The following is a 24,161-nucleotide window of genomic DNA, read 5'->3' as shown; positions in this document are numbered from 1 at the left end:
TGGGGTTGTTAAAGGTCGGCCAGGTACAGCGCCGGTTCCCCTTCAAAGTCGGAGGTGTACAGCACTTGCTTCTCGCCCGGGGCGAACGAGGGGTGCGGGTGGGTGACCTGGCGGTTGCCTTTGTAGACCCGCCATGAGCTGTCGTGCCGGGCGATGCGGCGGGTGCTGCCTGCGTTCAGGTCAAACAGGTGCAGGTAGGGGTCGTTTTCGATCTGGTGGCTGGCGCTGTCGGACACATCCACCGGGGTGTTGGAGCCGTCACCCACGATCAGGCTGCCGTTGAAGTTGCTCATCAGGTGCGAGCAGGGCGGCATGGTGGTGAGCTTGCGGTGGTGCAGGGTCACCGGGTCCAGTGTGCAGATGGTGCGCTCCTTGTGGCCTTTGAGGTAAGACACATAGACCATCGCCGAGCCATCGGGCACCCAAAATTCATGGGTAATGCTTTCGCCCGCGTCATGCTCTTTGGCGCAGCGCAGGTGGCTGCCGTCTTCGTTGACGAACCACATGCGCGCATCGATCAGGTCGTGCGTGCCCTCGTGGCAAAAGGCCACGGTGTTGTCGTCAAACGGGCGGTACTGGGGGTGGCCCAGCCAGAGATTTTCTTCGTGGATCACATCGCGCGCGCCACTGGTCAGGTCGATGCGGATCAGGCGGCAGCGCGGCTTGGCGTGGAACATCTGGGCAAACTTCTGCCAATCGGTCAGGGGGAACCAGTCGGTTGCCCGTATCTCGATGCCGACCATCTTGGTGCAGTCCGAGTTGGCCACCCAGGTGCCGTAGCCCACCCATTCGGGCGGCACGGTGTAGACCACTTCCTCTTTTTGGGTGTGGACTTCCAGGCGAATCAGCTGGCGCTCGGCACGCACAAAGTAAAGGTGCTGGTCGTCGGGGCTCAAGAAACCGCCGAAGGTGTTTTCACCGGCCTGGTCACTGAGCTGGGTGGCGGTTTGGGCTTGCAGGTCCAGCAGGTGGTAGTTCCAGTGGGCCCCAAACTGGGCCCCAAAAACCAGCTTTTGGCCGTCGTTGGTGAAGCACTTTTGGTAGAAGTATGTGCGGTGGCAGGTCACGTCGGTGGGCGTGAGGCGGGTCACACGGGCCCCGGTGTCGGGGTCCTGGTGCGACACAAACGCAAGCGGGCGGATGGTGGATTTATGCATCGGAATGTCTGGATTACTTGATACGTTGCAGCAACGCGTTGCCTTCTTCCACCAGGCGTTTGGCGGCTTCTTGGTCGGTGGTTTTTCCGTAGGCCACGGTTTCAAAAACGTCGCGCATGAACTTGTTGAAGCGGGCGTTTTCAAACAGCGGCGAGGGCAGGTCGATCTTGCCCGCGTCCTTTTGCTTTTTGATCTGCAAAAAAGCTTTCAGCTCGGTGCCTTGCAACGTGTCGGTGCGTGCCAGCGCCCGGAACTGGCTGTCGGACGATGGCACGCCGCGCGTCAGCCCCAGAATGGCGGCGGCTTCCGGGTCGGTGAGCAGGTAGTTCAAGAACTTGGCAGCGATTTCGGGATTTTTGCTTTTTTTGCTGACCGCAAACATCAGCGAAGGGCGGCCAAACATGCCGGAATTTTTGGCGTTGGGCAGGGTTAAAAACTCACCCACATCGAGTTTTTGCTCTTTGTTGAGCGTACTGTTGCGCTGGCCAATCACCGAGTCCCAGGTGTAGTTGCCAGCCCAGTTGCCCACCACCCAGTCTTGTTGTTGCTCGGTGGGCTTTTCAGCCCCGCCCAGCGCGGCGCGGGTGGGCAGGGGCACAGCGATGTTGTTGGCGGCCAGTTTCTTGTAGGTTTGCACCCACTCCAGTGCGGCGGCTTCGCTCATGGCCACTTTGGGGCTGCTGGGGCTGACGTAAGGCGTGCCGTACTTTTGCATGATGTAGGCCTGCGATAGCAGAATCATGTCGTACAGCTCGCCGTCCATCGCGTAGGCCTTGTCGCCCAGCTTTTGCTTGAACACCGGGCCGGCCGCAAACAGCTCGTCCCAGGTGCTGGGCATTTTTAAACCGGCGCGTTCGTAGGCGGCGCGGTTCCACAGCATCACGCGTGCGGTGTACGAGGCGGGTAGGGCATTGAGCTTGCCGCCCACCATGCCCATTTTCAGGTCGGTGTCGCTGAACTGGTTCAAGGTCAGCACCGACTTTTGTTTGTTCAGGTCGGCAAAGCCGTCGCCGGTTTTGGAGAAAGACGACAACCAGGCCCAGTTGATCTGCATGATGTCGGGCTCGGCACCCCCCGCGATCTGGGTAGACAGACGCTCCAGATAACCTGCAAAACCCATGTATTCGGCCTTGATTTTCACGCCGGGGTTCTTGCCTTCAAACGCGGCAATCGCCTTCAGAGTGGCTTCGTGGCGGGCACCTCCGCCCCACCATGAGAAGCGCAGTGTGGTGGCTTCTTGGGCCTGGCTTGCAGGTATAAAACCCAGCACCAAGGCGGCGGCTGCGGCGAATAAACCAATACGTCTTTGCATGTGATGTCTCCAGTAGTTTTTTTGGGAAGGGGGCGTTTACAGGAACAGGTTGTTCCCGGTGTCCATGTCAAACGCGTGGCAGGCTTGCATTTGCAGACCAAAGTGGTGGCTTGCACCCCGCCCTTTGTGGGCCAGGTCTTGTAACTGGTCGGATGGCACACGGCAGGTCAAAGGGGTGTTGCCCAGGGTGAAGTGCACAAACACTTCGCTGCCCATGTGCTCCATGAAGCGCAGCGTGCCCTCTACCGTGACCACCGCCGCCTCAGAGTGGCCGCCCGCCGTGATGTGCTCGGGGCGAATGCCGAATTTGACGCTGCGCCCGGCATAGGCCTTCAAGCGTTCGATGCGGTGGGCGGGCACCGGCAGACAGACCCCGCCCAGCAGCAACTGGCCGCCATCGGCCTCCACGCGGGCTTCTTGCAGGTTCATTTCGGGCGAACCGATGAAACTGGCCACAAAGGCATTGGCTGGGCGTTCGTACAAGGCGGTGGGCGTGTCCACCTGCTGGATGGTGCCGTCTTTGAGTACGCAAATCCGCTCGCCCATCGTCATGGCCTCTACCTGGTCGTGGGTGACGTACACCACGGTAGAGGGCTGGCCGTTTTCGCGCAGTGTGCGGTGCAGCTCGGTCAGGCGCACGCGCATGGAGGCCCGCAGCTTGGCATCCAGATTGGACAGCGGTTCGTCAAACAAAAACACCTCGGGCCGCTTGACGATGGCGCGCCCCACTGCCACGCGCTGGGCCTGGCCGCCAGAGAGCTGTTTGGGGAAGCGCTCCAGCAGGTGGTCCATCTCCAGCAGCTTGGCGGCTTCACGCACCCGGGTGTCGATCTCGGCCTTTTTCATCCCCGACAGCTTCAGGCCAAAAGCCAGGTTGTCGTAGACCTTCATGTGCGGGTAGAGCGCGTAGTTTTGGAACACCATGGCGATGCCGCGCTGCTTGGGTGCCAGGTGGTTGACCACGTTGCCACCAATTAGCAGTTCGCCGCCGCTAATGCCTTCCAGCCCCGCAATCATGCGCAGAACCGTGCTTTTGGCACAGCCCGAGGGGCCGACAAACACCATGAATTCGCCGTCCCGGATATCCAGGTCGATTCCGTGTACTGCCTTGAATCCGTTGGGATAGATTTTTTCGATTTTTTTGAGTTTCAGCTCTGCCACGTTGTGCTCCTATTTATCCCTTGATACCGCTGCTGGCGGCACCTTCAATGAAGTGGCGTTGTGCCAAAAAGAAAACCACCAGCGATGGCACCAGGGCCACGACCGAGATGGCGATCACACTCGCCCACTCGACCTCTTCGGTGGCGCCGATGCTCATCTTCAGCGCCAGCGACACCGGGTATTTCTCGACGGTTGACAGGTAAATCAGTGGCCCCATGAAGTCGTTCATGGTCCAGATGAACTGGAACACCACCACCGAAATAATCGCCGGTTTGAGGATGGGCACCAGGATGTACCAGAGCAGTTGCAAGGGATTGCAGCCATCGATCTGGGCGGCTTCTTCCATGTCGCGCGGGATGCCGCGTAAGAACTGCACCAGCATGAAGACAAAGAAGGTGTCGGTGGCAAAGGCCGACGGCACGATCAGCGGCAGGTAGCTATCGATCCAGTCAAACTCTTTGAACATCAGGTACTGGGGCAAACGCAAAATGATCAGCGGCAGCATCATGGTGCCGACCATCACGCTGAACAGCATCTTTTTGCCCCAGAACTCGAAGCGCGCAAACGCGTAGGCCACCAGCACGCACGAGATCACGGTCACGATCACCTTGGGAATGATGATCAGAAACGAGTTCAGAAAGTAGGTGGCAAAGGTGTATTCCGAGCTGGTTTTCCAGCCCTTGGCATACGCGCCAAAGTCAAAATGCGAGGGCCAGAAACCAATTTCGGTAAACACCTCGGCATTGGTTTTGAACGATGCCCCCACCAGCCAGAGCATGGGGTACAGCATCACCAGCCCCATGCTGCCCAGCGCCAGGTAACGCAGTGCTGCGCTGAGGCGTTCTTTGCGTTCCGTACCCAGGGCCAAGGTTTGTGCGGCCATGCTTTCGGTTGTTTTCATTATTTATGGTCCTTTTCGCTGGAGTAGAAAACCCAGTATTTCGAGGTGTAGAAGGACAGGGCGCTCAGGCTAGCCACCAGGGCAAACAGCACCCACGACAACGCGCTGCCGTAGCCCAGGTTGAAGTACTTAAAGCTCTGGTCGTAGATGTACAGCGACAGCACGTAGGTCGAGTGCAGCGGCCCGCCTTCGGTGATCATGTAAGGCCCGTTGAACTCCTGGAAGGCGTGGACCATCTGCATGATCATGTTGAAGAAGATCACCGGGGTGATCAGCGGCACGGTGATCTTGAAGAACTGCTGCGTCTTGCTGGCACCGTCAATCTCTGCCGCCTCGTACAGCGAGGTGGGCACGTTTTGCAGCGCCGCCAAGAAGATCACCATGGCCGAGCCAAACTGCCAGGTGAACAGCAAAATCACCGTCCACAGCGCGTAGTGCTCGTCGGCCAGCCAGGCGATGGGCTCGATGCCGATCTTGCCCAGCGCCATATTCACCAGCCCGTTTTGCGAAAAGATGAAGCGCCACATCACCGCTGCCGCGATGGAGCCGCCCAAGATGGACGGCAGGTAGTAGGCCGAGCGAAAGAAGTTGATGCCGCGCAGCTTGAAGTTCAGCACGTGCGCCACAAACAGGGCAAAAAACACCCGCAGCGGCACCGAAAAAGCCACAAAACTCAGCGTCACCCCCAGCGATTTGCGAAACAACGGGTCTTTGCCAAACAGCTCCTGGTAGTTCTCCAGCCCAATGAATTGCGGCGGGTTGATGATGTCGTACTGGGTGAAGCTGAGCGCAAAACTCATCACGAACGGGAACAGCTTGAAGCCCAGCACGCCCAGCACAAAGGGCAGCACGAACAGAAAGCCGATTTTTTTGTTTTCATACATAGATGGTGTCTCCTGGAGGCTGGATAAATGCGGGCTTAGCGCGCCAGCCAGCCGCCGTCTACGGCCACGGTGTAGCCGTTGATGTAGTCCGATGCCGCCGAGGCCAAAAACACCACCGGTCCGGCCAGATCGTCCGGCACGCCCCAGCGACCGGCCGGAATCCGCTCCAGAATGGCCGAGTTGCGCCCGGCATCGGCACGCAGGGCCGTTGTGTTGTTGGTGGCCATATAGCCGGGGGCAATGGCGTTCACATTGATGCCCTGCGCGGCCCACTCATTGGCCATCAGGCGGGTGATGCCCACCACGCCACTTTTGGAGGCGGTATAGGACGGCACCCGCACCCCGCCCTGGAACGACAGCATGGATGCCACATTGATGATCTTGCCGCCACTGCTTTGGGCGATGAACTGGCGGGCTACCGCCTGCGAGAAGAAGAACACCGACTTGAGGTTGATGTCCATCACATCGTCCCAGTCCTTCTCGCTGAACTTGAGCGCGTCTTCCCGGCGGATGATGCCGGCGTTGTTGACCAGAATGTCTACACGCCCGGCCAGCCCGAGCGCCTGCTCCAGCAGCCCGGCGATGCAGCCGACATCCCCAAGATTGGCGCGCAGATCCAAAAACTGGCGGCCCAGCGACTGCACCTGGTCGGCCGTTTCGGTGGGGGCGCTGACATTGATGCCCACGATATCCGCCCCCGCCTGCGCCAGCGCCCGGGCCATGCCCTGGCCCAGCCCGGTGTTGCAGCCGGTGACGATGGCTACCTTGCCCTGGAGTTGAAATTGGTTCAGAACCATGGTGTGGCTGCTCCGGTTAACGCAAGGTGGTCATGGGCACGTGGTCCATGTCTTTGAAGACCTGGTTCTCGCCCACCATGCCCCAGATGAAGGTGTAGGCCTGGGTACCCACCCCAGCGTGCAGCGACCAGCTGGGGCTGATGACGGCCTGCTCGTTACGCACCACCAGATGCCGGGTTTCCTGTGGCTGGGCCATCATGTGGAAGACCACTGCGTTCGGGTCCATGTTGAAGTAGAAGTACACCTCCATGCGGCGCTCGTGGGTGTGGCAGGGCATGGTGTTCCACAGGCTGCCGGGCTCTAGCTGGGTCATGCCCATCAGCAGCTGGCAGGTGGGTAGCACATCGGGCACGATGTATTTGTGGATGGTGCGGCGGTTGCTGGTAGCGGCATCGCCCAGGGTTTCGGGAGAAGCCTCGGCCAGGGTGATCTTCTTGTGCGGGTAGTGGGTGTGGGCGGGGGCCGAGTTGAAGTACAGCTTGGCCGGCTGCGCCGCATCCAGGCTGCGGAACTCCACCTCTTTGGCACCCTGGCCGATGTACAGCGCCTCTTTGGCAGCCACCTCAAACGTCTGGCCGTCTACCCGCACGCTGGCTGGGCCACCGATGTTGATCAGTCCGATCTCGCGGCGCTGCAAAAAGTAATCGGTGCCGGTGTGCCGCCCCAGTTCGGGGGCAAAACCCACCGCCTGGGTCACCGGCATGATGCCGCCGACGATGATCCGGTCGATGTGGCTGTAGGTCAGCGTCACCGCGTCGGCGCAAAAAATGCCGTCGATCAAAAACTGTGCTCGCAGACCGGCGGTGTCCAAAGTTTTGGCGTGGTCGCTGTGGATAGGTTGGCGGATTTCCATGGGGGCTCCTGGCGGATTCGGCATCTCCGTTAAGACCGGGTTTCGGGTGTGGCGCAGGGGCCACGAAGACCCTAGGGATTTACCCGAAATCACGATTCTTATTGAATGAACCGATGTTTCAAAATTTGTTTGTGGGGATATAGTACACACAAATCACTGTTTTAAAAACAGAATAGCCACCGGGTAATCCCCAGTGTGGCCCCATCGGAGGAGACTATGAACGCGTACTTTCACAACGCCACAACCCCCTGGACGGAACTGGGGGAGGGCATCCGGCGCAAGATCGTGGGACACACCCCGACGCAAATGTCGGTGCTGGTGCAATTCGATGCGCAGGCCGTGGGCGTGCCCCATTTCCATGCGGCGCACGACCAGATCGCCTTGGTGATTGCGGGCTCGTTTGAGGCCCATGTGGGCGGCGTGCCGCGCACCTTGCAGGTCGGTGATGCCTTTGTTGCGCCGCGCAACACCGTGCATGGCGTGGTGGCACTGGAGGCCGGCAGCATGTTGCTCGACCAGTTCTCCCCGCCGCGCGACGACTACCTCTGAGGCCAACCCCGGAGTGCCCAGCACCCGGCCCGCTCTTTTTCAGTCGTTGCACCTGCCGCGCGAACGACTTCTTACCGATGCGCCCTTCGCTGCGTAGCCACCATTGCGTCAAAACTACCGGAGACTTGACATGAAATATGTGAAATTAGCCCTGTTACCCATTGCCCTTGCCATTGTTGCGACGACCGCTATCGCCCAGTCCAGCACCACCATTTCCGGGCGGGTCGATCTGGGCTTGCAGCACGTTCCCAGCGATCTGACCAAGAGCACCGACAGCATGACCGCCGTCAATGAAAGCTCGAACGGCCGCTTGAATATCTCGGGCCGGGAAGAGATGGGCAATGGTTCCACCGCCTTTTTCATGCTGGAAATGCGCTTCAACGCCGACACCGGTGTGCAAAGCGATAGCGCGGTACTTTTTAAAGACAAGGCCTGGGTCGGCCTCACGGGCCCCAGCTGGGGGGAAGTGAAAGTCGGCCGCCTGCATTCACCCCAATACGGGACTGGCGTGGCCGGACGCTACGAAGCCTTCTTTGGCGACAGCTACGCGTCTATGGGGACACGGGGTGCCATGTCAGCCAACCAATGGAACAACTCTATCTACTACACCAGCCCCACCTTTGCCGGGTTCAACGCAGGCGTTATCTGGCAAGCCGGTGAGAAGCTGGTCTCCAACGGCCAGGGCGGGCATGTGGTGTACGCCAACGGTCCGCTATCGGTGGCCGTGTCGTACCAAAAAGAACAAGACAAATTGGTCACCACAGCGATCGACACGATGGAGACCAAAACCGTCGCCGCGTACTACGACTTTGGTGTCGCTCGCATCATGGGCACCTACGCCCGCACCACCGGTGCCAACCTCGCCAACACGGGCAAAGAGTCGGTGCTCACCCTGGGGGCCCGCATCCCGATGGGCCCTGGCGAGTTCCGCACTTCGTTCCGCAAAATTGACGACACCTCCCGCAAATCTGCCAGCGATGCCAGCAGTGATGCCGATTCCAACCGCTACGCGATTGGCTATGCCTACCCCTTGAGCAAGCGCACCTCGGTCAATTTGTCTTTGGTTCGCGAAAACCAGAAGCGCTACAACGCCAACGGAACCAGCAAGACCGACTTCAGCGGCACCGGCTACGAGGCCGCATTGCGCCACATGTTCTAACCACCTGGCAGTCCCCTGAGCGGGGCTGCTAGCGCTTGGTTGGCACAATGAAAAAAGCGCATGTTGCTATATATTTTATAGCAACATGCGCTTATTTAATATTCGCTGGGCACTGATTCCATGCTTAATTGTTCGTGGCTTTAGTGCAAGTAATCGCCATCGGTCGCGTTGGACGCGACGTTAAAAAAGCTCGTGCCCGTGGTGCCCCGGCCAATCTCCTCTTCTGTGGCTTCGCGCACACCGGCCACGCGCAGCTTCAGGCGCAGCGCCATACCGGCCAGCGGGTGGTTGCCGTCCAGCACCACATGCTCGGGGTAAATTTCGGACACGATGTACAGGCCCTGGCGCGGCACTTCGGGGCTGATGCCTTCGGGCAGGGCGCCGCCGTCAAAGCCCATGCCCTCTTCCAGCACATCGGGAAACAGGCTGCGCGCCTCCAGAAAGATCAACTGGTCGTTGAAATCGCCAAAAGCCTCCTCTGGCTCCAGCTGCATTTCCAGTACATCGCCGACCACATGGCCCTGCAATTCTTCGTCCAGTTTCTTGAGCAGATCGCCGCCGCCCACCAAAAGTTCGACCGGCTCGTCGAGCACGTCCAGCTCCACGCCCAGGGTGTCCTTGAGCGTCCAGGTCAGAGCGACCACGCATTGTTGGGTAATTTTCATAGGAGAATTGTCGCAGTTTAGGCACCTGTCCTAATGGCACTTTGAAAGAACTCCGTGGACACCACCCAAATTTTGCCGCTGCTGGGCGGTATCAGCCCGCAGCAATTCATGCGCGACTACTGGCAAAAAAAGCCCTTGCTGATCCGCCAGGCGATTCCCGGCTTCCAGGCCCTGCTGGACCGCAGCGCACTGTTTGCGCTGGCCGAGCAGGACGAAGTCGAATCCCGCTTAATCACCCAGTCCGACACCGGCTGGAAGATGAAAAACGGCCCCCTGCCGCGCCGCGCCCTGCCGCCCCTGAAAACCCCGGGCTGGACCTTGCTGGTGCAAGGCGTGGACACCCACGCCGCCACGGTGCACGAGTTGCTGCAACAGTTCCGGTTTGTGCCCGATGCGCGGCTGGACGACCTGATGGTCAGCTTTGCCACCGACGGCGGCGGTGTGGGCCCGCACTTTGACAGCTACGACGTGTTCCTGCTGCAAGCCCACGGCCAGCGCCGCTGGCGCATCGGGCGGCAAAAAGACCTGACCCTGGTAGACGGCGCACCGCTGAAGATCCTGGCCAACTTTGTGGCCGAGCAAGAGTTTGTGCTGGAACCCGGCGACATGCTCTACCTGCCACCGCGCTACGCCCATGACGGCGTGGCGGTGGGCGAGTGCATGACCTACTCGGTGGGTTTCCGCGCCCCGCAGCGCGCCGAGCTGGTCCGTGAACTCATGCAGCGCATGGCCGAAGAGGCCGAAGACGCGGTAGGCGAGGCCTTGTACAGCGACCCCGACCAGCCCGCCACCGATACGCCAGGGGAGATTCCGGCGGCTTTGCAGGATTTTGCGCAGTCCGCGCTGCAAGAGCTGCTGAACGATCCGGTGGCGCTGCAATGCGCGCTGGGCGAGGTGCTCACCGAACCCAAGGCGCAGGTGTGGTTTGAGGCCGGTGAGCCGTCCGAGCCGCTGGGGGCCGTCACGCTAGACCCGCGCAGCCGCATGTTCTATGACGCGCAGCACATCTTCATCAACGGCGAAAGCTTTCGTGCCGCCGGGCGCGATGCCACGCTGATGCGCCGTCTGGCCGATGCGCGCACACTGGGGTCCAAGGACCTGGCCCGCGCCAGCGCCGATGCCCAGTCGCTGGTGCTGTCGTGGTGCGCCAATGGCTGGGTGCATTCCCACTGAAAGGTCTTGCATGGACGACTTGCTGCCACCTTCACGCCCCGTTGGCCGCTTTCTGGGGCGGGTGGCGTTCCAGCAGGTGGTGCGCGATGCCCTGGCCTGCGCAGCGCATGAGGGCTGGCGCGAGATAGTCGTGAGCGACCCGAGCTTCGAGGACTGGCCGCTGGGTGAACGCGAGATTTGCACATCTTTACAAGCCTGGGCCCGGCCGGGCCGCCAGTTCACCATGCTGGCCGCATCCTACGACCAAGTGGTGCGCCGCCATGCCAGGTTTGTGGCCTGGCGCACCACCTGGTCGCACCTGATCGACTGCCGGGCCTGCCGTAGCGCAGACCCGCAAGACCTGCCCAGTGCCTTGGTGGGCCCGGTGTGGGCCCTGCGCCGACTGGATCTGGAGCACAGCAGCGGCATCTGCATAGAGGAGCCGCAACGCAGGCTGCTGCTGCAACAGACACAGGCGGAATGGCTGCGTAAAAGCAGTCCGGCGTTTCCATCAACAACGCTGGGTTTGTAGTTTTCCTGTCGTATTTACGGCTAAGGGTTTTTAGGCATTGCAGAATAAGAAGCTTATAATCGAAGGCTGAGTTGAAAGAACTCGAGTGCTTTCTCTCGGTCAGATATACCTTCTAGTTATGCTGACGATTTCCGGAAATTGTTTTTACTCCCTATCTCTTTAAGGAATTTTCTAATGAACAAATCGCTTGTACTCGCGGCTCTGATGGCTGCTGTTGTTTTGGCTGCTTGCGGCAAAAAAGAAGAGCCAGTGGCTGCTCCTGCTGCTGTTGAAGCGCCTGCTGCTGCTCCAGTTGCTGCTGAAGTTGCTGCTTCTGCTGCAACCGACGCTGCTGCTGCTGCTACCAGCGCTGCTGCTGCTGTTGGCACCGCTGTGGACGCTGCCAAAGACGCTGCTGCTGCCGCTGCAACTGCTGCTACCGAAGCCACCAAGAAGTAATTCTTGTTTGCTCCAAAAAGCCACCGCAAGGTGGCTTTTTTTTGCCTGCTCGATCCGTGGAGAGTGTTTTTTAAGTGCGGCCCTTGAACCTATCTGCCCTTGCACCATCTACAAGTAACGTCTATGTATCAGGCGAGGGAGATTTTTTTGGCAGATTTTGTAACGAATATGGTGCGGTTGCTGGTCCGGGTGCTGGTATTGGCGATGGGCTTGGTATTTGCGGCCAGCCTGTTGCTGCTGGTGGGTGCATTGGCCGTGCTGTGGGGTGCGCGTGCGCTGTGGGCCAAGCTAACCGGCCAGCCGCTGGCCCCTTGGGTCATGCGGGTGCATCCCAGCGCGGGCTGGAACCGGGCCTCCAAAGCGGCCAACCGCTGGCAAGCTGCGGCCAAACCCGCCGGGGCGCGTTCCAGTGCCAGCCGGGAGCTGGCCGACGTGACCGATGTGCAGGTGAAATAGCTTTGAATGATTGCTATTATTTTTGTAGCTAATTGCGCTTGATTCTATTGCGCTAGAAGCCTAAAAGACCATTAAAAAAGCCTACCGCAGTGATGCCGTGGGCTTTTTTGCATGCCGGGCTGAGCGCTGCCGGTTTTGTCAGTGGGGGGCTTTGTCGGCCTCGCTGGTGAAGGCATCGGCAAAAAATGCGTCTGCGGGCAAGCCTGCCTGGGCGGTGAAGTCGGCTTGGGCCGAATCGACCACGATGGGGGCGCCGCAGGCATAGACCTCATAGGCAGATAAATCCGGCAGGTCTTGCAGCACCGCCTGGTGGACGAAACCGGTGCGGCCGGTCCAGCCGTCCTCGGGCAGCGCGTTGGAAATTACCGGCACAAAGCGCAGGTTCGGCATCACCGCCAACTGGGCTTGCACCCAGTCGTTCAGGTACAAATCGCCCGGCCGGCGGCCACCCCAGTACAGCGTGGTGGGGCGGGTGATGGCTTTGTGCTGCATGTGTTCGAGGATGGCCTTGATGGGCGCAAAGCCGGTGCCGGAGGCCAGCAGCACGATGGGTTTGTCGGAGTCTTCGCGCAGGTAGAAGCTGCCATAGGGGCCTTCGATACGCTGGATTTCTTTTTCCTTCATGGTGCCGAACACATGGTCGGTGAACTTGCCACCGGGCATGTGGCGGATATGCAGCTCTACCGCCGGGCCGGTGTGCGGCGCGTTGGCCATGCTGTAAGAGCGCCGGGCCCCGTCACGCAGAATGAATTCGATGTACTGGCCGGGGTGGTAGCGCAAGGTGTCGTTGGCGGGTAATTGCAGCTTGATGACCATCACATCGTCCGAGACCTTCTCCAGCGTGGTTACGCGCGAGGGCATTTTCTTGACCGGGAACGCGCTCTCGTCGGTGACCTGGCGCGACTCCAGCACCACGTCGGTCAGCGGCATGGCGCAGCAGGTCAGTACCAGGCCGGCGGCTTCTTCTTCCGCGCTCAGCGCCTTGCTCTGGTGCGGGCCGTGGAACACCATGCCCTCCAGCTTTTTGCATTTGCAGGAACCGCAAGCACCATCCTTACACCCATAGGGCAGGCCAATGCCCTGGCGGATGCCTGCGGCCAGGATGGATTCGTCGGCCGTGGCGGCAAAGCTGCGGCCGCTGGGTTGCACGGTAACGGTGAACGCTTGCGGGGTGGGGACGGGATGGGTCATGGATTCGGTATGCTCAGTGGATTCTGTCTCTAGCGATCTCGATTTTGCCTTCAAACCAATCCCCTCTTGGTGCATTGCCTGCGCGCTTTCGCCGTGAGCGTCTACTCATCATCGGCTGCGGTGATGTCGGCCAGCGCGTGGTCCGTCAGTTGCCGCGCGCGGTGCGCGTGCTGGCACTGACTTCCACCCCCGAACGTCGCCCGGCACTGCGCCGCCAAGGCATCACCCCCCTGTGCGGCAACCTGGACGATGCGCGCAGCCTGCTCCGCCTGTCCGGCCTGGCCCACCGTGTGCTGCACCTGGCCCCGCCGCCGGGCGAAGGCCGTGACGACCCGCGTACCCTCCACCTGCTGCGGGCCCTGCAATTGCGCAGCCCGCCCCGGGCCCTGGTCTACGGCTCCACCAGCGGCGTGTACGGCGACTGCCAGGGCGCGGTGGTGGATGAAACCCGGGCGCTGGCCGCCACCACGCCCCGTGCCCAGCGCCGGGTGGCTGCCGAAGCTGCGGTACGCCTGCTGGGCCGCCGCGCCAGCCGGGTGCGCACCAGCATCTTGCGTATCCCCGGTATTTACGCCCCTGACCGTGCGGGCGGCACACCCGAAGCCCGCCTGCGCAAAGGCACGCCGGTGCTGGAACGCGCCGATGACGTGTACACCAACCACATCCACGCTGACGACCTGGCCCGGGCCTGCGTGGCCGCCCTGTGGCGCGGCCAGCCGCAGCGCATCTACAACATCAACGACGACAGCGCCATGCGCATGGGCGACTACTTCGACTTCGCCGCCGACCTCTACGGCCTGCCGCGCCCGCCCCGCGTGCCGCGCAATGCGGCGCAGGGCCAACTGTCGCTGATGCTGTTGAGCTTTATGTCCGAGTCACGGCGCATGGACAACACGCGGATGAAAAACGCGTTGGGGCTGCGCTTGCGGTATCCGACGGTTACAACTGGATTGCTATCAATAAAATAGCTGCTAGCGCATGTTATATATGCGCTAGAGGTCAATTTCATTAATATTTCAGCGCGGTGGACTTGCCCCAGAAAATCCGGTACGCAAACACCGTGTAGGCAATGATCACCGGCAGCACCACGGCTACGCCGTAGAAGATCACCATCAGCGCCTCGGGCGAACTGGCGGCCTGCCAGATGGTGATCTGGTCGATGATCAGCCAGGGGAAGATGCTGTAGCCCAGGCCATAAAACGCCAGCAAGAAGATACCCACCGTGGCCCCAAAAGGCACGCCGATGCCGTACTCGTTGCCCTGTGCCAACCGCACCGGCAGGCGGCCCAGGCTGCGCCAGATGGTGTAGAACAGCACCAGGGTGGCCAGGGGAATAGGCAGCAGCAAGATCACGTTGGGAAAGCTGAACCATTTCAGGAAAATACTGTGGCTCACCCAGGGCGTGGCCACCGAAATGGCCAGCACACCCAGCGCCGTCATCCACAGGCTGCGCCGCGCCCAGCCCACGGCCATCAGTTGCAACGCGCCGTCGGTCTTGATGATCAGCCAGCCCGCACCCAGCAGCGCGTAGGCCGCCAGCAGGCACAGGCCGATCAGGCTGCTGAACAGCACGCTGGCGGTGTCGTTGGCAAAGCCCGTAATCATCGACCCCAGCATGTAGCCTTGCGACCAGCCCGCCAGCACCGAACCCACATGGAAGGCCATGTTCCAGAGCCATTTGTGCTCGTCCCGCGCCTTAACACGGAAGTCAAACGCCACGCCGCGCAGCATCAGCGCCACCAGCATCAGGGCCACTGGCAGGTACAGCGCGCCCAAAATCATGCCGTGTGCCACCGGAAAAGCCACCAGCAGCACGCCCACGCCCAGCACCAGCCAGGTCTCGTTGGCATCCCAGAACGGGCCGATGCTGGCAACCATCGCGTCTTGTTGGGCGTTGTTGGGCTTGCGCAGCAGAATGCCCACGCCCAGGTCGTAGCCGTCCAGAATCACGTAGGCCAGCATGGCCAGGGCCATCACCAGTACAAACACGATAGGCAGCCAAACCTCAGGTTGGCCCAGGTTGTTGATCAGGTCAGGCATGTTGGGTCTCCATACGGCGGTCAATGTGCGGGTAGCCGGGTTGGGTGTGCAGCGTAGCCTTTTTGGCCATGTGGAACACCACCGAGATGTAGGCGGTGATCAGCACCAGGTACAGCAGCAGGTAGACCACCAGGGTGCTGGCAATCGCGGCAGAGGGCACGGTGGAGGCGGCTTCGGCCGCCGTCATTACGCCCTGCACCAGCCAGGGCTGGCGGCCTATTTCGGTGACGTACCAGCCCGCAATCAGCCCGACCCAGCCGATAAATGTCATGGCCACCAGGCCCTTGGCCAGCCAGGGCCGGGGTTGCCCTTGGCGGCGCAGTTGCCACACGCCCGTCCAGCTTGCTGCCAGCATCAGCAGGCCCACACCCACCATGATCCGAAACGCAAAGAACACCGGGGCTACGGGCGGATGCTTGTCGCCGAATGCGTCTATACCTTTGACCTCGCCATTCCAGTCGTGGGTAAGGTAGAACGACGCCAGCTTGGGGATGGCGATCTCGAACTTGTTGCTCTGCGTGGCCGCATCCGGTATGCCAAACAACACGGCAGCCGTGCCACGCTCGGTCTTCCAGATGCCCTCCATGGCGGCAATCTTGGCCGGCTGGTGTTCCAGCGTGTTCACGCCGTGCATGTCACCCACCACGATTTGCACCGGAATCAAAAAGGCGGCGATGGTCAAACCGGTGCGCAACCCGGCCATCACCTCCAACCCCCGGTCGTTTTTCAACCAGCGGTAGGCGCTGATGCCGCTCAGCAAAAAGGCCGATGTCAGTCCCGAGGCCAGCAGCATGTGGCTGAAGCGGTAGGGGAAGGACGGGTTGAAAATCACCTCCAGCCAGCTGGTTACATGGGCCTTGCCGTCGATCATCACAAAACCTGCCGGGGTGTGCATCCACGAGTTCAAGGCCAAAATCCAGAACGCCGACAAAGTAGTGCCCGCCGCCACCAAGAAAGTGGCCGTGGTGTGCATACGGTCGCTGACCCGGTCGCGCCCAAACAGCATGATGCCCAGCATGGTGGCCTCTAAAAAGAAGGCCGTTAGCACCTCGTAGGCCAGTAGCGGCCCGGCGATATTGCCCACCTTGAGCATGAAGCCCGGCCAGTTGGTACCAAACTGGAAGCTCATGGTGATGCCGCTGACCACGCCCAGCGCAAAAGTCAGTGCAAAAATCTTCACCCAAAACTGGTAGGCCGCCATCCAGTGCGGTGCGCGGGTAGCCGTGTGCCGCAGCTTGAAATAAAACAGCACCCAGCCCATCGAAATGCTGATGGTGGGGAACAGAATGTGAAAGGTCATGTTGGCCGCAAACTGGATACGTGCCAGGACGACCGGGTCGAGTGTTTCCATCATGCAATGTCCTCTGGTTTACTGGTTTTGAATACTTTTTTGACCCGCTCTTTGACTTCCAGCAGCTTCTTCACTTGGGAACCCATCTTCAGCAGGCTGGCCAGCGAGGCGGAATCCATCTTTTGCACATCGTCCAGCCAGGACGTGCCCAGCTCGATCAGGTCGTGCATTTCCTTCATGCGCGACTGGGCGTGGATGTCTTCGGCCAGCGCGGGCCGCTCCATCAGCGCGTCGCGCAGCATGGTTAGCGTGGGGTCGATCTCGCGCTTGCGCCGCTCGGCTGCCAAGGTGCGAAAGATGGCCCACACGTCGCCTGGGGTCTCAAAGTATTCGCGCCGGTCATTGGGTAAGTGGTGCAAGCGCACAAGGTTCCAGGACGACAGCTCTTTGAGCCCCATGCTGACGTTGGAGCGCGAAAATGCCAGCCCTTCGGCAATCTCGTCAGCGTTCAGCGGCTTGGCCGACACAAACAACAAGGCATAGATTTGCCCCACGGTGCGGTTGATACCCCAGCGGCTGCCCATTTCGCCAAAATGCAAAACGAAGCGCTGGGTGAGGGGTGGCAGGTTCATAGTGCAGTTCTTTCTGAATTTTCAGTATTTTATGAAAATTCAGAAACTACAGCAATGTAGGGGCATAAAAAAACCCTTTGACTCGGTGGAGTCAAAGGGTTTTTAGGATGTGGTGCCGAGGCCGGAATCGAACCGGCACGCCTTGCGGCGGGGGATTTTGAGTCCCCTTGCATATATATTCATCCACGTTGATAAAAGTTGATAAAACCCTTATAAATCAATGCTTTGTGCCACAAGACACTGATTAAAACCACAGTATAGGCGTTGATTGATATTCGCTAAAATAGCGGCAAAGTGGCTACATGGTGGCTACATGGAATAAGGGGGCGAATGATGGCAAGACCTAAAAAAGACGCGTTGGTAGACTTAAACGAAGCGCAAGACCTGACCGCCGGGTTAATCGAGCGCCTAACCTGCCCACCTGGAAAACAACAGGTGTTCTTGAGAGATGCCAAAGTGCCTGGCTTACGTGTTCGAGTAACTGCTGCTGGTGCAAAGTCGTTTGTTTATGAGGCAAAGCTGAACCGCCAGACCATCCGACGAACCATTGGGAGCGTGAAGGTTTGGTCGATTGATGCACCAGACGATGACAAGGATGCAAAGAGCGCCCGACGTGAAGCCCGCCGCCTTGCTGTGATGCTTGACACCGGCACAGACCCCCGCGAGCTGGAGCGTCAGCAACAGGCCGATAAAGCCGCTGAAAAGGTAATCCAGACCGAACGCGAGACCTACACACTTGAACACCTGCTGGGCGCGTACTGCGATTATTTGAAGTCACTGGACAGAAAATCCCACGGGGCCGCCCGGTCAATTTTCAAGGTTCATGTTCTTGAGCCGTGGCCCGCAATTGCCGCGCTGCCTGCCAACATGGTTACAGCCGAGCAAATTGCAGACATGATGCGCATGGTTATCGAGCAGGGCAAGGGCCGCACGTCAAACAAGCTGCGTTCTTATGTCAGAGCCGCTTATCAGGTGGCGAAAGCTGCAAAATCAAAAGCATCAATCCCGCTGGCGTTCAAGGCGTTCAACGTCAAGTCAAACCCGGCCAGTGACACCGAGCCGGACGAGAGCGCCAACAAGCCCGACAAGAACCCGTTTAATGCCGACGAAATGCGCACCTATTGGCAAACCATCAAACCAATGACGGGCTTCATTGGGTCAGTGTTGCGCCTGCACTTGCTGACTGGCGGGCAAAGAATGGAGCAGTTGGTGGCTTTGCTGGTGGCCGACGTTGGAGCCGATTCGATAACCATCCTGGACAGCAAGGGCAGACCCGGGAAGGCCGCCAGACCGCACACGGTGCCATTGATTCCCCTTGCTGCTGCTGCACTGCATGGTTGCAACCCGACAGGAGCCTATGCCTTATCGGTTGACGGTGGCAAGTCTCACATAAGCGCCTACACCTTGAGCCGTTGGGCGAAAGCTGCCGGGGCTGGCATTGCAGACTTTAAGGCAAAGCGCCTTCGGTCAGGTGTTGAAACAATGCTGGCCGCCGCCCGTATCAGTCAGGACTACCGAGGCCGTTTGCAAAGTCACGGAATAGCTGGCGTTCAAGCCAAACACTACGACGGACACCATTACCTTGACGAAAAGCGCCATGCACTCGAAACGCTGCTAAATCAGCTTGAGGGCAACCTGGCAACAGGTGACAACGTGGTGATGTTGAAAGCTGCCTAACAAGCGCCGGGAATACTACGCGTAGTAAACGGCTGATATTCACCATTAAATAACCATGACCGGCCACTGAGCCGGTTTTTTATTGTCTGAATATCAACAAAACAAAACAAAACAAACCAAATAAGTAAAACCAAGTTTTAAATCAATTGTGTTGTTTTTTTGAGTAAATGGCTAGTTATTTTCAAAAACATAGGGTTTACCCCAATACACAAGATGCAATTTCTATGATAATCAAATCAACGAAAATGGTTTTCGTTCTGAAAAGAATAATACCCCGAAACATTTAATATGAACAGGGTATGGTTGCAATAAAGCAGGTTGTTGAGGCCTTACTTGAATTGTAGCGCAAGCAAAGCGCCTTTGCAGGGTTTTCCTAAAAAACTTTTTAAGGCGCTAATTGATGTATCCAAATCTTGAAAATGAAACCCGCGCAGTAGTGACAACTGCCGAGGCTGCGTTTCACCTAAACCGCCGCCCGCAAACGCTTCGCGGCTGGGCCTGCCTTGAGAATGGCCCGCTTCGCCCGGTTCGTATCAATGGTCGCCTTGGTTGGAATGTGAGCGAGATTAAAGGCTTGCTGGAGGCTGCAGCATGATCGCGTGGGATGATGCGTTTTCATGCCTTGGCAGCTTTTCACCGCTGAAAAAGATGGTTACTTGTCCGCCCGATTGGCTGGTTGAAAATATGATCCCCGTTGGCATTATTGATGCGTTCGGACAGTCCCAAACTGGTAAATCGTTTACTGCAATTGAACTTGCAATATCACTTGCAAGTGGGCAGTCATTTTTAGGGAATGAAACCACAGCAAGGCCGGTTCTATATATCTGCGCTGAAAATTATGCCGATACGAATCTGCGCCTGATCGCCGCTGCTGAACATAAAGGAGGGAGTGGCGGCATTATCTCCATAGTGGACGCTGCACCACGTTTAGACACAAAAGACGGTCAAGATTTTTTAGCCGGTGCAATTGAAGGTTTTACAAGACATTCAAAACGCCAGATTGGCTTTAGGGACTGCCTTAAGAATCTACCAAAGGAGCAAGAACTCGAATATTACCGACTTGCAAAAGAATCATGTAAATGCACAGACTCCGAAGACCGCGAGGCCCTTGAGTCTGAAATGTTGCAACTTATGCACCATGCGCAAGTCGCCAGCTACGGCAAAGCATTTGTCGCTGGTTTGGATTCTGTGCCGTGGATTGACTGGAGCCGCCCACAGGTGAACCCCGATACCGGCGAGATTTTTACATGGCACGGGTTCTATGGTGGCCGTCCGCCGCTGGTGATTCTGGACACAAAGACAGCCATGATCGAAAGCACTGGCGAGATTCCTAGTTCGCTACTAAATAAGTGCATGGCAACCCTACGGGCGGAATATGGAACGCCTTTTCTGACCCTGAGCCATGAGGCCCGCAGTAGTGGCGACTATTTGGGTTCTGTGAATAGTGAGACCGATGTCGATTGCCGTATGCGATTGATTGAGCGTGGCAACGTGCGAATCCTGCACTGCAAAAAGGTACGAAGTGGGCCAAAGTTTGCCGACATTCACCTAACGCTAGACCTGCACACAATCAAAGGCGTTACCAAGCCCGATGGCACGTCTTACACGACGTTAGTGTGCAACCTTGTACTGAGTACAGCCGCGCCGCATATCGTCGCGCCAGCGCCAGTTAAGGCCACTGCATCCGGCCTATTGTTGGGGCTGGTGGAAGTGCACGGCCCTATTGCCGACGATGCACTTCGCGGATTGTTTTTCACGTTACCAATGATGGCAACCAAAAAGCCAGACACCCAGCGCACCGCCTACCGTCGCGCCCTTGAGACATTGCAAGATGATTTTTCGATTGAAGTCGAAAACGACCTTATCCAATTAGCACACGACACCCCATGAAAACTACACGTACGACATAGGACACCCCCCACTCCCATAAAGGGAGTGTGGTGTCGTGTCGGTTGTCGCGTCGTGCGACAGCCTAAAAAACCAATGTCGCGCCCCTGCATTCTGCAAAAAAAAACAGGACTTTGAAATATGGAAAAACAAACTAAAAGCCGTTTCGTAAAAGGAACGTCAGGTAACCCCAAAGGACGACCACACGGCAAAACAACCGGCGCCCGACTTCGCGCTGAACTGGCGCAAAAATTACCGGCCATTCTGGCAACGCTGATTGCTGCCGCTAAAGATGGCGATGTTGCCGCCGCAAAGCTGGTTTTAGATCGCTGTTTGCCCGCTTTGCGACCGACCGACCTGCCCGAGCCGGTGGCCTTGACTGGTAACACCCTGAGCGAGCAAGGCCGCGCTGTGCTGGCCGCTATCGGGGCTGGTGACATTGCCGTAAGTCACGGCACCCAGCTAGTGCAGGCGCTGGCATCCATGGCCCGCCTGGTGGAGCTGGACGAACTGCAAAGCCGTATCGAAGCACTGGAGGCCGCCAATGGCAACGCTATCTAATCGCCTTGCCACCTTGGAAAAGTCCCGCCCAACGAAGCCACAGAGCTGGATAACTTGCGTGCCATATCACGCAAAGTTGCACAGTCATGGCGAGCTAGTGGCCGCTGGTGTTTACCGTGTTGAAGATCGTTATCGCGCCGGTAATGTGCAGGTGGCCTACAGCGACCGCGAGTCCCTTGATGCATGGCTTGCCCTACCCGTGCAACGCGAAGCCCTGCACTGCGTATACCAGATCGTCACGGCTGAAAGCATTGCAGACACGTTGGCAAAGATCGAAGCCGAAATCTGACGCAAATAAATCAACATAACAGGATGGCTTTTCTTAACCTTATCCGAGTAATTTATGAAATCTAACCAATGGCGACAAGATGCACCCACCACCCCAGACCGTAGTGCATGGACACCGCGAGAGATCGCGCAGGGCTACAGCATGCAGACGATGGCACAGGCACAGGTCGATTTTGAGAATCTGAAATATGGGCGTGAAAACGCGGCAAAAGCTGCCTTTAAGGCCAGCCTTGAGGCCCGCAAATCCGCAGGCAATGGCCGCTGATGCTTGATCAAATTGGAGCGTCCAAGCGCGTTTCCCTGCATGCAAGGGCAACACCCACCCAGCCATTCAAGACGCGCCCAGTGCCCCTTAAAAAGGCCATGCCGAGCGCATTGTTTCACCAACTCCTAACCCGAATTTAATTCTATGAATGCAACTACACAAAACCATAGCTACCTGATCGAAGCCGCCGAGATCGTTGGCCGCAACCAAGACGAATTCAAACAGCCTAAAACAGTGGCCGATTTTGAGATGGCAGTTTCCCGCGCTAGCTTGAATGTTGAAAACGCCGACCGTCTGTACACTGACCTGCTGGACGCGCACCGCCTGGCCGTGGAAAGTGGCAAGTGTGAAGCTGACATTAAAGACATGGAGGCCCAGATCGCCGCCGCTCACAAAGCAGGGAACCGCGCCCAGATCGCCCACGATGCCGCGTGCCGGGGCTTGGTTGGTGCAGTTAAGGCCGAGCAGGACACAGAGCGCACCCGCCGCATTGCCAACTTTAAACAGGCTGATACAGCCGTACGTGCAGGACTTCGAAAACTTGAAAAGGCCGGGCTTGCATATCTTGCTGCTTACGATGAAGTGCGAGCCCAAAAATTAGACGTGGCATTCTTTGAAGCCATGGTGATGGCAAAGCAAATCGGATGCAGCCTGCACAGCGACCAATTCACGCCACTGAGCACCGAGCCGGTAAGGGTAAGCCGGGAGGTGCTGCACTTTTACAGCGCGCTATCTAGCCACCATGCCCGCGTAAGTACCGCCATGTAAGTGGCCTAAGCGACCAGATCAACCAACCCGGCCACTGTGCCGGGCTTTTTTACGCCCAAATGGCTGCGCTATAAAAAGTGTAGCGCGACGTCTTATAGTTTTAATGTATCAGGCACGATATATGCGGGTTGCACGTTCTATGCCAAGCATTTTTGATTGTTTTTGACTATCGACCTGCACTACACCGCGCCGGTTTTCCTTGGCTGCATGGCGTACGTCAACGAGCCGCCTAAATGACACCCTGAGCCACGCGACCGAGTGATGGGTGCAACCACCACGGTTAAGGTCAATCAAGCGCCTGATGCCGTTTTCGTGATCGTCACAAAATCAGATTGATGTGATGGCGCTACATGGTGCAAAACGATGTACCGCTGGCTACATGGTGGCTACATGAACCAAAGTAAAAAGCCTCTGCTACTATTTTCATAGCGGCAGAGGCTTAAAACATATGGTGCCCGAGGCCGGAATCGAACCGGCACGCCTTGCGGCGGGGGATTTTGAGTCCCCTGCGTCTACCAATTTCACCACCCGGGCAATGCAGAAGCAAGAGCAAGATTATGGCACAGTGTGGGGTATGAAATACCAAACTATCGAAGATGTGATCGGAAAAACCCCGCTGGTGGCGCTGCAACGCATTGGTGCAGCTGGCAATGCAGAGCGTGGCAACGTGGTGCTGGGCAAGCTGGAGGGTAATAACCCGGCCGGTTCGGTGAAGGATCGGCCTGCCTTGTCGATGATCCAGCGGGCGCAGGAGCGCGGCGATATCAGCGTCGGCGACACCCTGATCGAGGCCACCTCAGGCAACACCGGTATCGCGCTGGCGATGGCTGCCGCCGTTAAGGGTTACCGCATGGTGCTGATCATGCCGGAGGACCTGTCCATCGAGCGGGCCCAGACCATGAAGGCCTTTGGCGCCGAGCTGATTCTTACGCCCAAGAGTGGCGGCATGGAATACGCCCGTGACCTGGCCGACCAGATGCAGCGCGAGGGTAAGGGCCGGGTGCTGGACCAGTTTGCCAATGCCGACAATCCGCGCATCCACTATGAGACCACCGGCCCGGAAATCTGGGCCGACACCCACGGCCAGATTACCCATTTTGTCAGCGCCATGGGCACCACCGGCACCATCACCGGCGTGTCCAAGTACCTGAAAGAAAAGAACCCCGCCATCCGGATCATCGGGGCCCAGCCCAGTGAGGGTTCGCGCATTCCCGGCATCCGCAAATGGCCGCAGGCGTATTTGCCCAAGATTTACGACCCCGCGCACGTGGACGAACTGGCCTACGTGAGCCAGGACGATGCCGAGGAAATGTGCCGCCGCCTGGCGCGGGAGGAGGGCATCTTCGCGGGCATCTCTGCCGCCGGGGCCTGCTGGGTGGCCCAGCAAATCGCCGAGCGCGAAACGAATGCCACCGTGGTGTTCATCGTCTGCGACCGGGGCGATCGCTACCTGTCCACCGGCGTGTTCCCGGCATAGTATGTGGAACACCCCCAGGCTACAGCGCAAGCGCTTTCCGCCAACCCCCTTGCAGGGGGCAACACCAG

Annotated in this window: 27 protein-coding genes and 1 tRNA gene; 15 read left to right on the top strand and 13 right to left on the bottom strand. The window is 58.6% G+C overall.

Annotated features, from left to right (window positions below):
* Positions 1-8: 8 nt before the first annotated feature.
* The 7 genes from AC0969_RS01200 to kduI are packed head-to-tail and all read right to left on the bottom strand — an operon-like array spanning position 9 to position 7,065.
* Positions 9-1,157, bottom strand: coding sequence for an oligogalacturonate lyase family protein (locus tag AC0969_RS01200; protein ID WP_479622298.1), 1,149 nt, complete (start codon positions 1,155-1,157; stop codon positions 9-11).
* Positions 1,158-1,170: 13 nt separating this feature from the next.
* Positions 1,171-2,469 (bottom strand): ABC transporter substrate-binding protein, encoded by a 1,299-nt coding sequence (locus AC0969_RS01195; RefSeq protein WP_479622297.1) that lies wholly within the window; start codon positions 2,467-2,469, stop codon positions 1,171-1,173.
* A gap of 36 nt (positions 2,470-2,505) precedes the next feature.
* Positions 2,506-3,630, bottom strand: a complete 1,125-nt coding sequence (locus AC0969_RS01190; protein WP_479622296.1) for an ABC transporter ATP-binding protein — start codon at positions 3,628-3,630, stop codon at positions 2,506-2,508.
* Between the two features lie 13 nt (positions 3,631-3,643).
* Positions 3,644-4,531: a carbohydrate ABC transporter permease gene (locus tag AC0969_RS01185; protein WP_479622295.1), complete on the bottom strand. Its 888-nt coding sequence runs from the start codon at positions 4,529-4,531 to the stop codon at positions 3,644-3,646.
* The gene (locus AC0969_RS01180) at positions 4,531-5,415 is read right to left on the bottom strand and encodes a carbohydrate ABC transporter permease (protein ID WP_479622294.1); all 885 of its coding nucleotides are present in this window, start codon (positions 5,413-5,415) and stop codon (positions 4,531-4,533) included. Before AC0969_RS01180 ends, AC0969_RS01185 begins: the two co-directional genes overlap by 1 nt.
* A 35-nt stretch (positions 5,416-5,450) precedes the next feature.
* Positions 5,451-6,212 (bottom strand): 2-dehydro-3-deoxy-D-gluconate 5-dehydrogenase KduD, encoded by a 762-nt coding sequence (gene kduD / locus AC0969_RS01175; RefSeq protein WP_479622293.1) that lies wholly within the window; start codon positions 6,210-6,212, stop codon positions 5,451-5,453.
* Between the two features lie 16 nt (positions 6,213-6,228).
* Positions 6,229-7,065 carry a 5-dehydro-4-deoxy-D-glucuronate isomerase gene (gene kduI, locus AC0969_RS01170; RefSeq protein ID WP_479622292.1) on the bottom strand — a complete coding sequence of 279 codons (837 nt, stop codon included), beginning with the start codon at positions 7,063-7,065 and terminating at the stop codon, positions 6,229-6,231.
* 216 nt (positions 7,066-7,281) lie between these two features.
* Between kduI and AC0969_RS01165 the strand changes: the two genes are divergently transcribed.
* Together AC0969_RS01165 and AC0969_RS01160 are read left to right on the top strand one after the other, a co-directional pair.
* Positions 7,282-7,614 carry a cupin domain-containing protein gene (locus AC0969_RS01165; RefSeq protein WP_479622291.1) on the top strand — a complete coding sequence of 111 codons (333 nt, stop codon included), beginning with the start codon at positions 7,282-7,284 and terminating at the stop codon, positions 7,612-7,614.
* 130 nt (positions 7,615-7,744) lie between these two features.
* Positions 7,745-8,773: a porin gene (locus AC0969_RS01160; RefSeq protein ID WP_479622290.1), complete on the top strand. Its 1,029-nt coding sequence runs from the start codon at positions 7,745-7,747 to the stop codon at positions 8,771-8,773.
* Positions 8,774-8,913: 140 nt separating this feature from the next.
* On the opposite strand, the gene AC0969_RS01155 is transcribed toward AC0969_RS01160, so the two are convergent.
* Positions 8,914-9,438: an FKBP-type peptidyl-prolyl cis-trans isomerase gene (locus AC0969_RS01155; RefSeq protein WP_479622289.1), complete on the bottom strand. Its 525-nt coding sequence runs from the start codon at positions 9,436-9,438 to the stop codon at positions 8,914-8,916.
* A gap of 54 nt (positions 9,439-9,492) precedes the next feature.
* On the opposite strand from AC0969_RS01155, the gene AC0969_RS01150 reads away from it, so the two are divergent.
* From AC0969_RS01150 to AC0969_RS01135, 4 genes are all read left to right on the top strand, one after another.
* Entirely contained in the window at positions 9,493-10,611 is a 1,119-nt protein-coding gene (locus AC0969_RS01150; protein WP_479622288.1) for a JmjC domain-containing protein, read from the top strand.
* Positions 10,612-10,621: 10 nt separating this feature from the next.
* Positions 10,622-11,122, top strand: coding sequence for a hypothetical protein (locus AC0969_RS01145; protein WP_479622287.1), 501 nt, complete (start codon positions 10,622-10,624; stop codon positions 11,120-11,122).
* A 214-nt stretch (positions 11,123-11,336) separates the two neighbouring features.
* Complete coding sequence (locus AC0969_RS01140) at positions 11,337-11,678, top strand: hypothetical protein (RefSeq protein WP_479622286.1); 342 nt, start codon at positions 11,337-11,339, stop codon at positions 11,676-11,678.
* A gap of 29 nt (positions 11,679-11,707) precedes the next feature.
* Positions 11,708-12,016: a hypothetical protein gene (locus AC0969_RS01135; RefSeq protein WP_479622285.1), complete on the top strand. Its 309-nt coding sequence runs from the start codon at positions 11,708-11,710 to the stop codon at positions 12,014-12,016.
* 138 nt (positions 12,017-12,154) lie between these two features.
* Here the strand turns inward: AC0969_RS01135 and AC0969_RS01130 are convergent, their stop codons facing one another.
* The gene (locus AC0969_RS01130; RefSeq protein ID WP_479622284.1) at positions 12,155-13,207 is read right to left on the bottom strand and encodes a CDP-6-deoxy-delta-3,4-glucoseen reductase; all 1,053 of its coding nucleotides are present in this window, start codon (positions 13,205-13,207) and stop codon (positions 12,155-12,157) included.
* A 44-nt stretch (positions 13,208-13,251) separates the two neighbouring features.
* Here AC0969_RS01130 and AC0969_RS01125 point away from each other — a divergent pair, with 44 nt between their 5' ends.
* Complete coding sequence (locus AC0969_RS01125; protein ID WP_479622283.1) at positions 13,252-14,175, top strand: SDR family oxidoreductase; 924 nt, start codon at positions 13,252-13,254, stop codon at positions 14,173-14,175.
* Between the two features lie 40 nt (positions 14,176-14,215).
* On the opposite strand, the gene AC0969_RS01120 is transcribed toward AC0969_RS01125, so the two are convergent.
* From AC0969_RS01120 to AC0969_RS01110, 3 genes are read right to left on the bottom strand one after another with little or no spacing between them, the layout of a single operon-like run.
* Positions 14,216-15,247, bottom strand: coding sequence for a cytochrome d ubiquinol oxidase subunit II (locus AC0969_RS01120; RefSeq protein ID WP_479622282.1), 1,032 nt, complete (start codon positions 15,245-15,247; stop codon positions 14,216-14,218).
* A complete protein-coding gene (locus AC0969_RS01115; RefSeq protein WP_479622281.1) occupies positions 15,240-16,601 on the bottom strand; it encodes a cytochrome ubiquinol oxidase subunit I in 1,362 nt (453 codons plus the stop codon). The genes AC0969_RS01120 and AC0969_RS01115 overlap by 8 nt, the downstream gene beginning before the upstream one ends.
* Positions 16,598-17,170, bottom strand: coding sequence for a GbsR/MarR family transcriptional regulator (locus AC0969_RS01110; protein ID WP_479622280.1), 573 nt, complete (start codon positions 17,168-17,170; stop codon positions 16,598-16,600). The genes AC0969_RS01115 and AC0969_RS01110 overlap by 4 nt, the downstream gene beginning before the upstream one ends.
* 330 nt (positions 17,171-17,500) lie before the next feature.
* On the opposite strand from AC0969_RS01110, the gene AC0969_RS01105 reads away from it, so the two are divergent.
* The 7 genes from AC0969_RS01105 (at position 17,501) to AC0969_RS01075 (ending at position 22,616) form a co-directional block, all read left to right on the top strand.
* Positions 17,501-18,847, top strand: coding sequence for a tyrosine-type recombinase/integrase (locus tag AC0969_RS01105; RefSeq protein ID WP_479622279.1), 1,347 nt, complete (start codon positions 17,501-17,503; stop codon positions 18,845-18,847).
* Between the two features lie 400 nt (positions 18,848-19,247).
* Entirely contained in the window at positions 19,248-19,442 is a 195-nt protein-coding gene (locus AC0969_RS01100; RefSeq protein WP_479622278.1) for a DNA-binding protein, read from the top strand.
* Positions 19,439-20,737: an AAA family ATPase gene (locus tag AC0969_RS01095; protein WP_479622277.1), complete on the top strand. Its 1,299-nt coding sequence runs from the start codon at positions 19,439-19,441 to the stop codon at positions 20,735-20,737. The genes AC0969_RS01100 and AC0969_RS01095 overlap by 4 nt, the downstream gene beginning before the upstream one ends.
* A gap of 138 nt (positions 20,738-20,875) precedes the next feature.
* Positions 20,876-21,295 (top strand): DUF5681 domain-containing protein, encoded by a 420-nt coding sequence (locus AC0969_RS01090; protein WP_479622276.1) that lies wholly within the window; start codon positions 20,876-20,878, stop codon positions 21,293-21,295.
* A complete protein-coding gene (locus tag AC0969_RS01085) occupies positions 21,279-21,584 on the top strand; it encodes a hypothetical protein (RefSeq protein WP_479622275.1) in 306 nt (101 codons plus the stop codon). Before AC0969_RS01090 ends, AC0969_RS01085 begins: the two co-directional genes overlap by 17 nt.
* A gap of 54 nt (positions 21,585-21,638) precedes the next feature.
* Positions 21,639-21,848 (top strand): hypothetical protein, encoded by a 210-nt coding sequence (locus AC0969_RS01080; RefSeq protein WP_479622274.1) that lies wholly within the window; start codon positions 21,639-21,641, stop codon positions 21,846-21,848.
* Between the two features lie 144 nt (positions 21,849-21,992).
* On the top strand, positions 21,993-22,616 hold the full coding sequence (locus AC0969_RS01075; protein WP_479622273.1) for a hypothetical protein: 624 nt from the start codon (positions 21,993-21,995) through the stop codon (positions 22,614-22,616).
* Positions 22,617-23,065: 449 nt separating this feature from the next.
* Here AC0969_RS01075 and AC0969_RS01070 read toward each other — a convergent pair.
* Positions 23,066-23,150 (bottom strand) — tRNA-Leu (locus AC0969_RS01070).
* Between the two features lie 40 nt (positions 23,151-23,190).
* On the opposite strand from AC0969_RS01070, the gene cysM reads away from it, so the two are divergent.
* Positions 23,191-24,093, top strand: coding sequence for a cysteine synthase CysM (cysM, locus tag AC0969_RS01065; protein WP_479622272.1), 903 nt, complete (start codon positions 23,191-23,193; stop codon positions 24,091-24,093).
* Positions 24,094-24,161: the final 68 nt, after the last annotated feature.

The sequence above is a fragment of the Rhodoferax sp. LB1P47 genome, assembly GCF_056521445.1.
The sequence above is the reverse complement of the archived record's forward strand: the minus strand, read 5'-3'. Positions and strand labels throughout refer to the sequence as shown.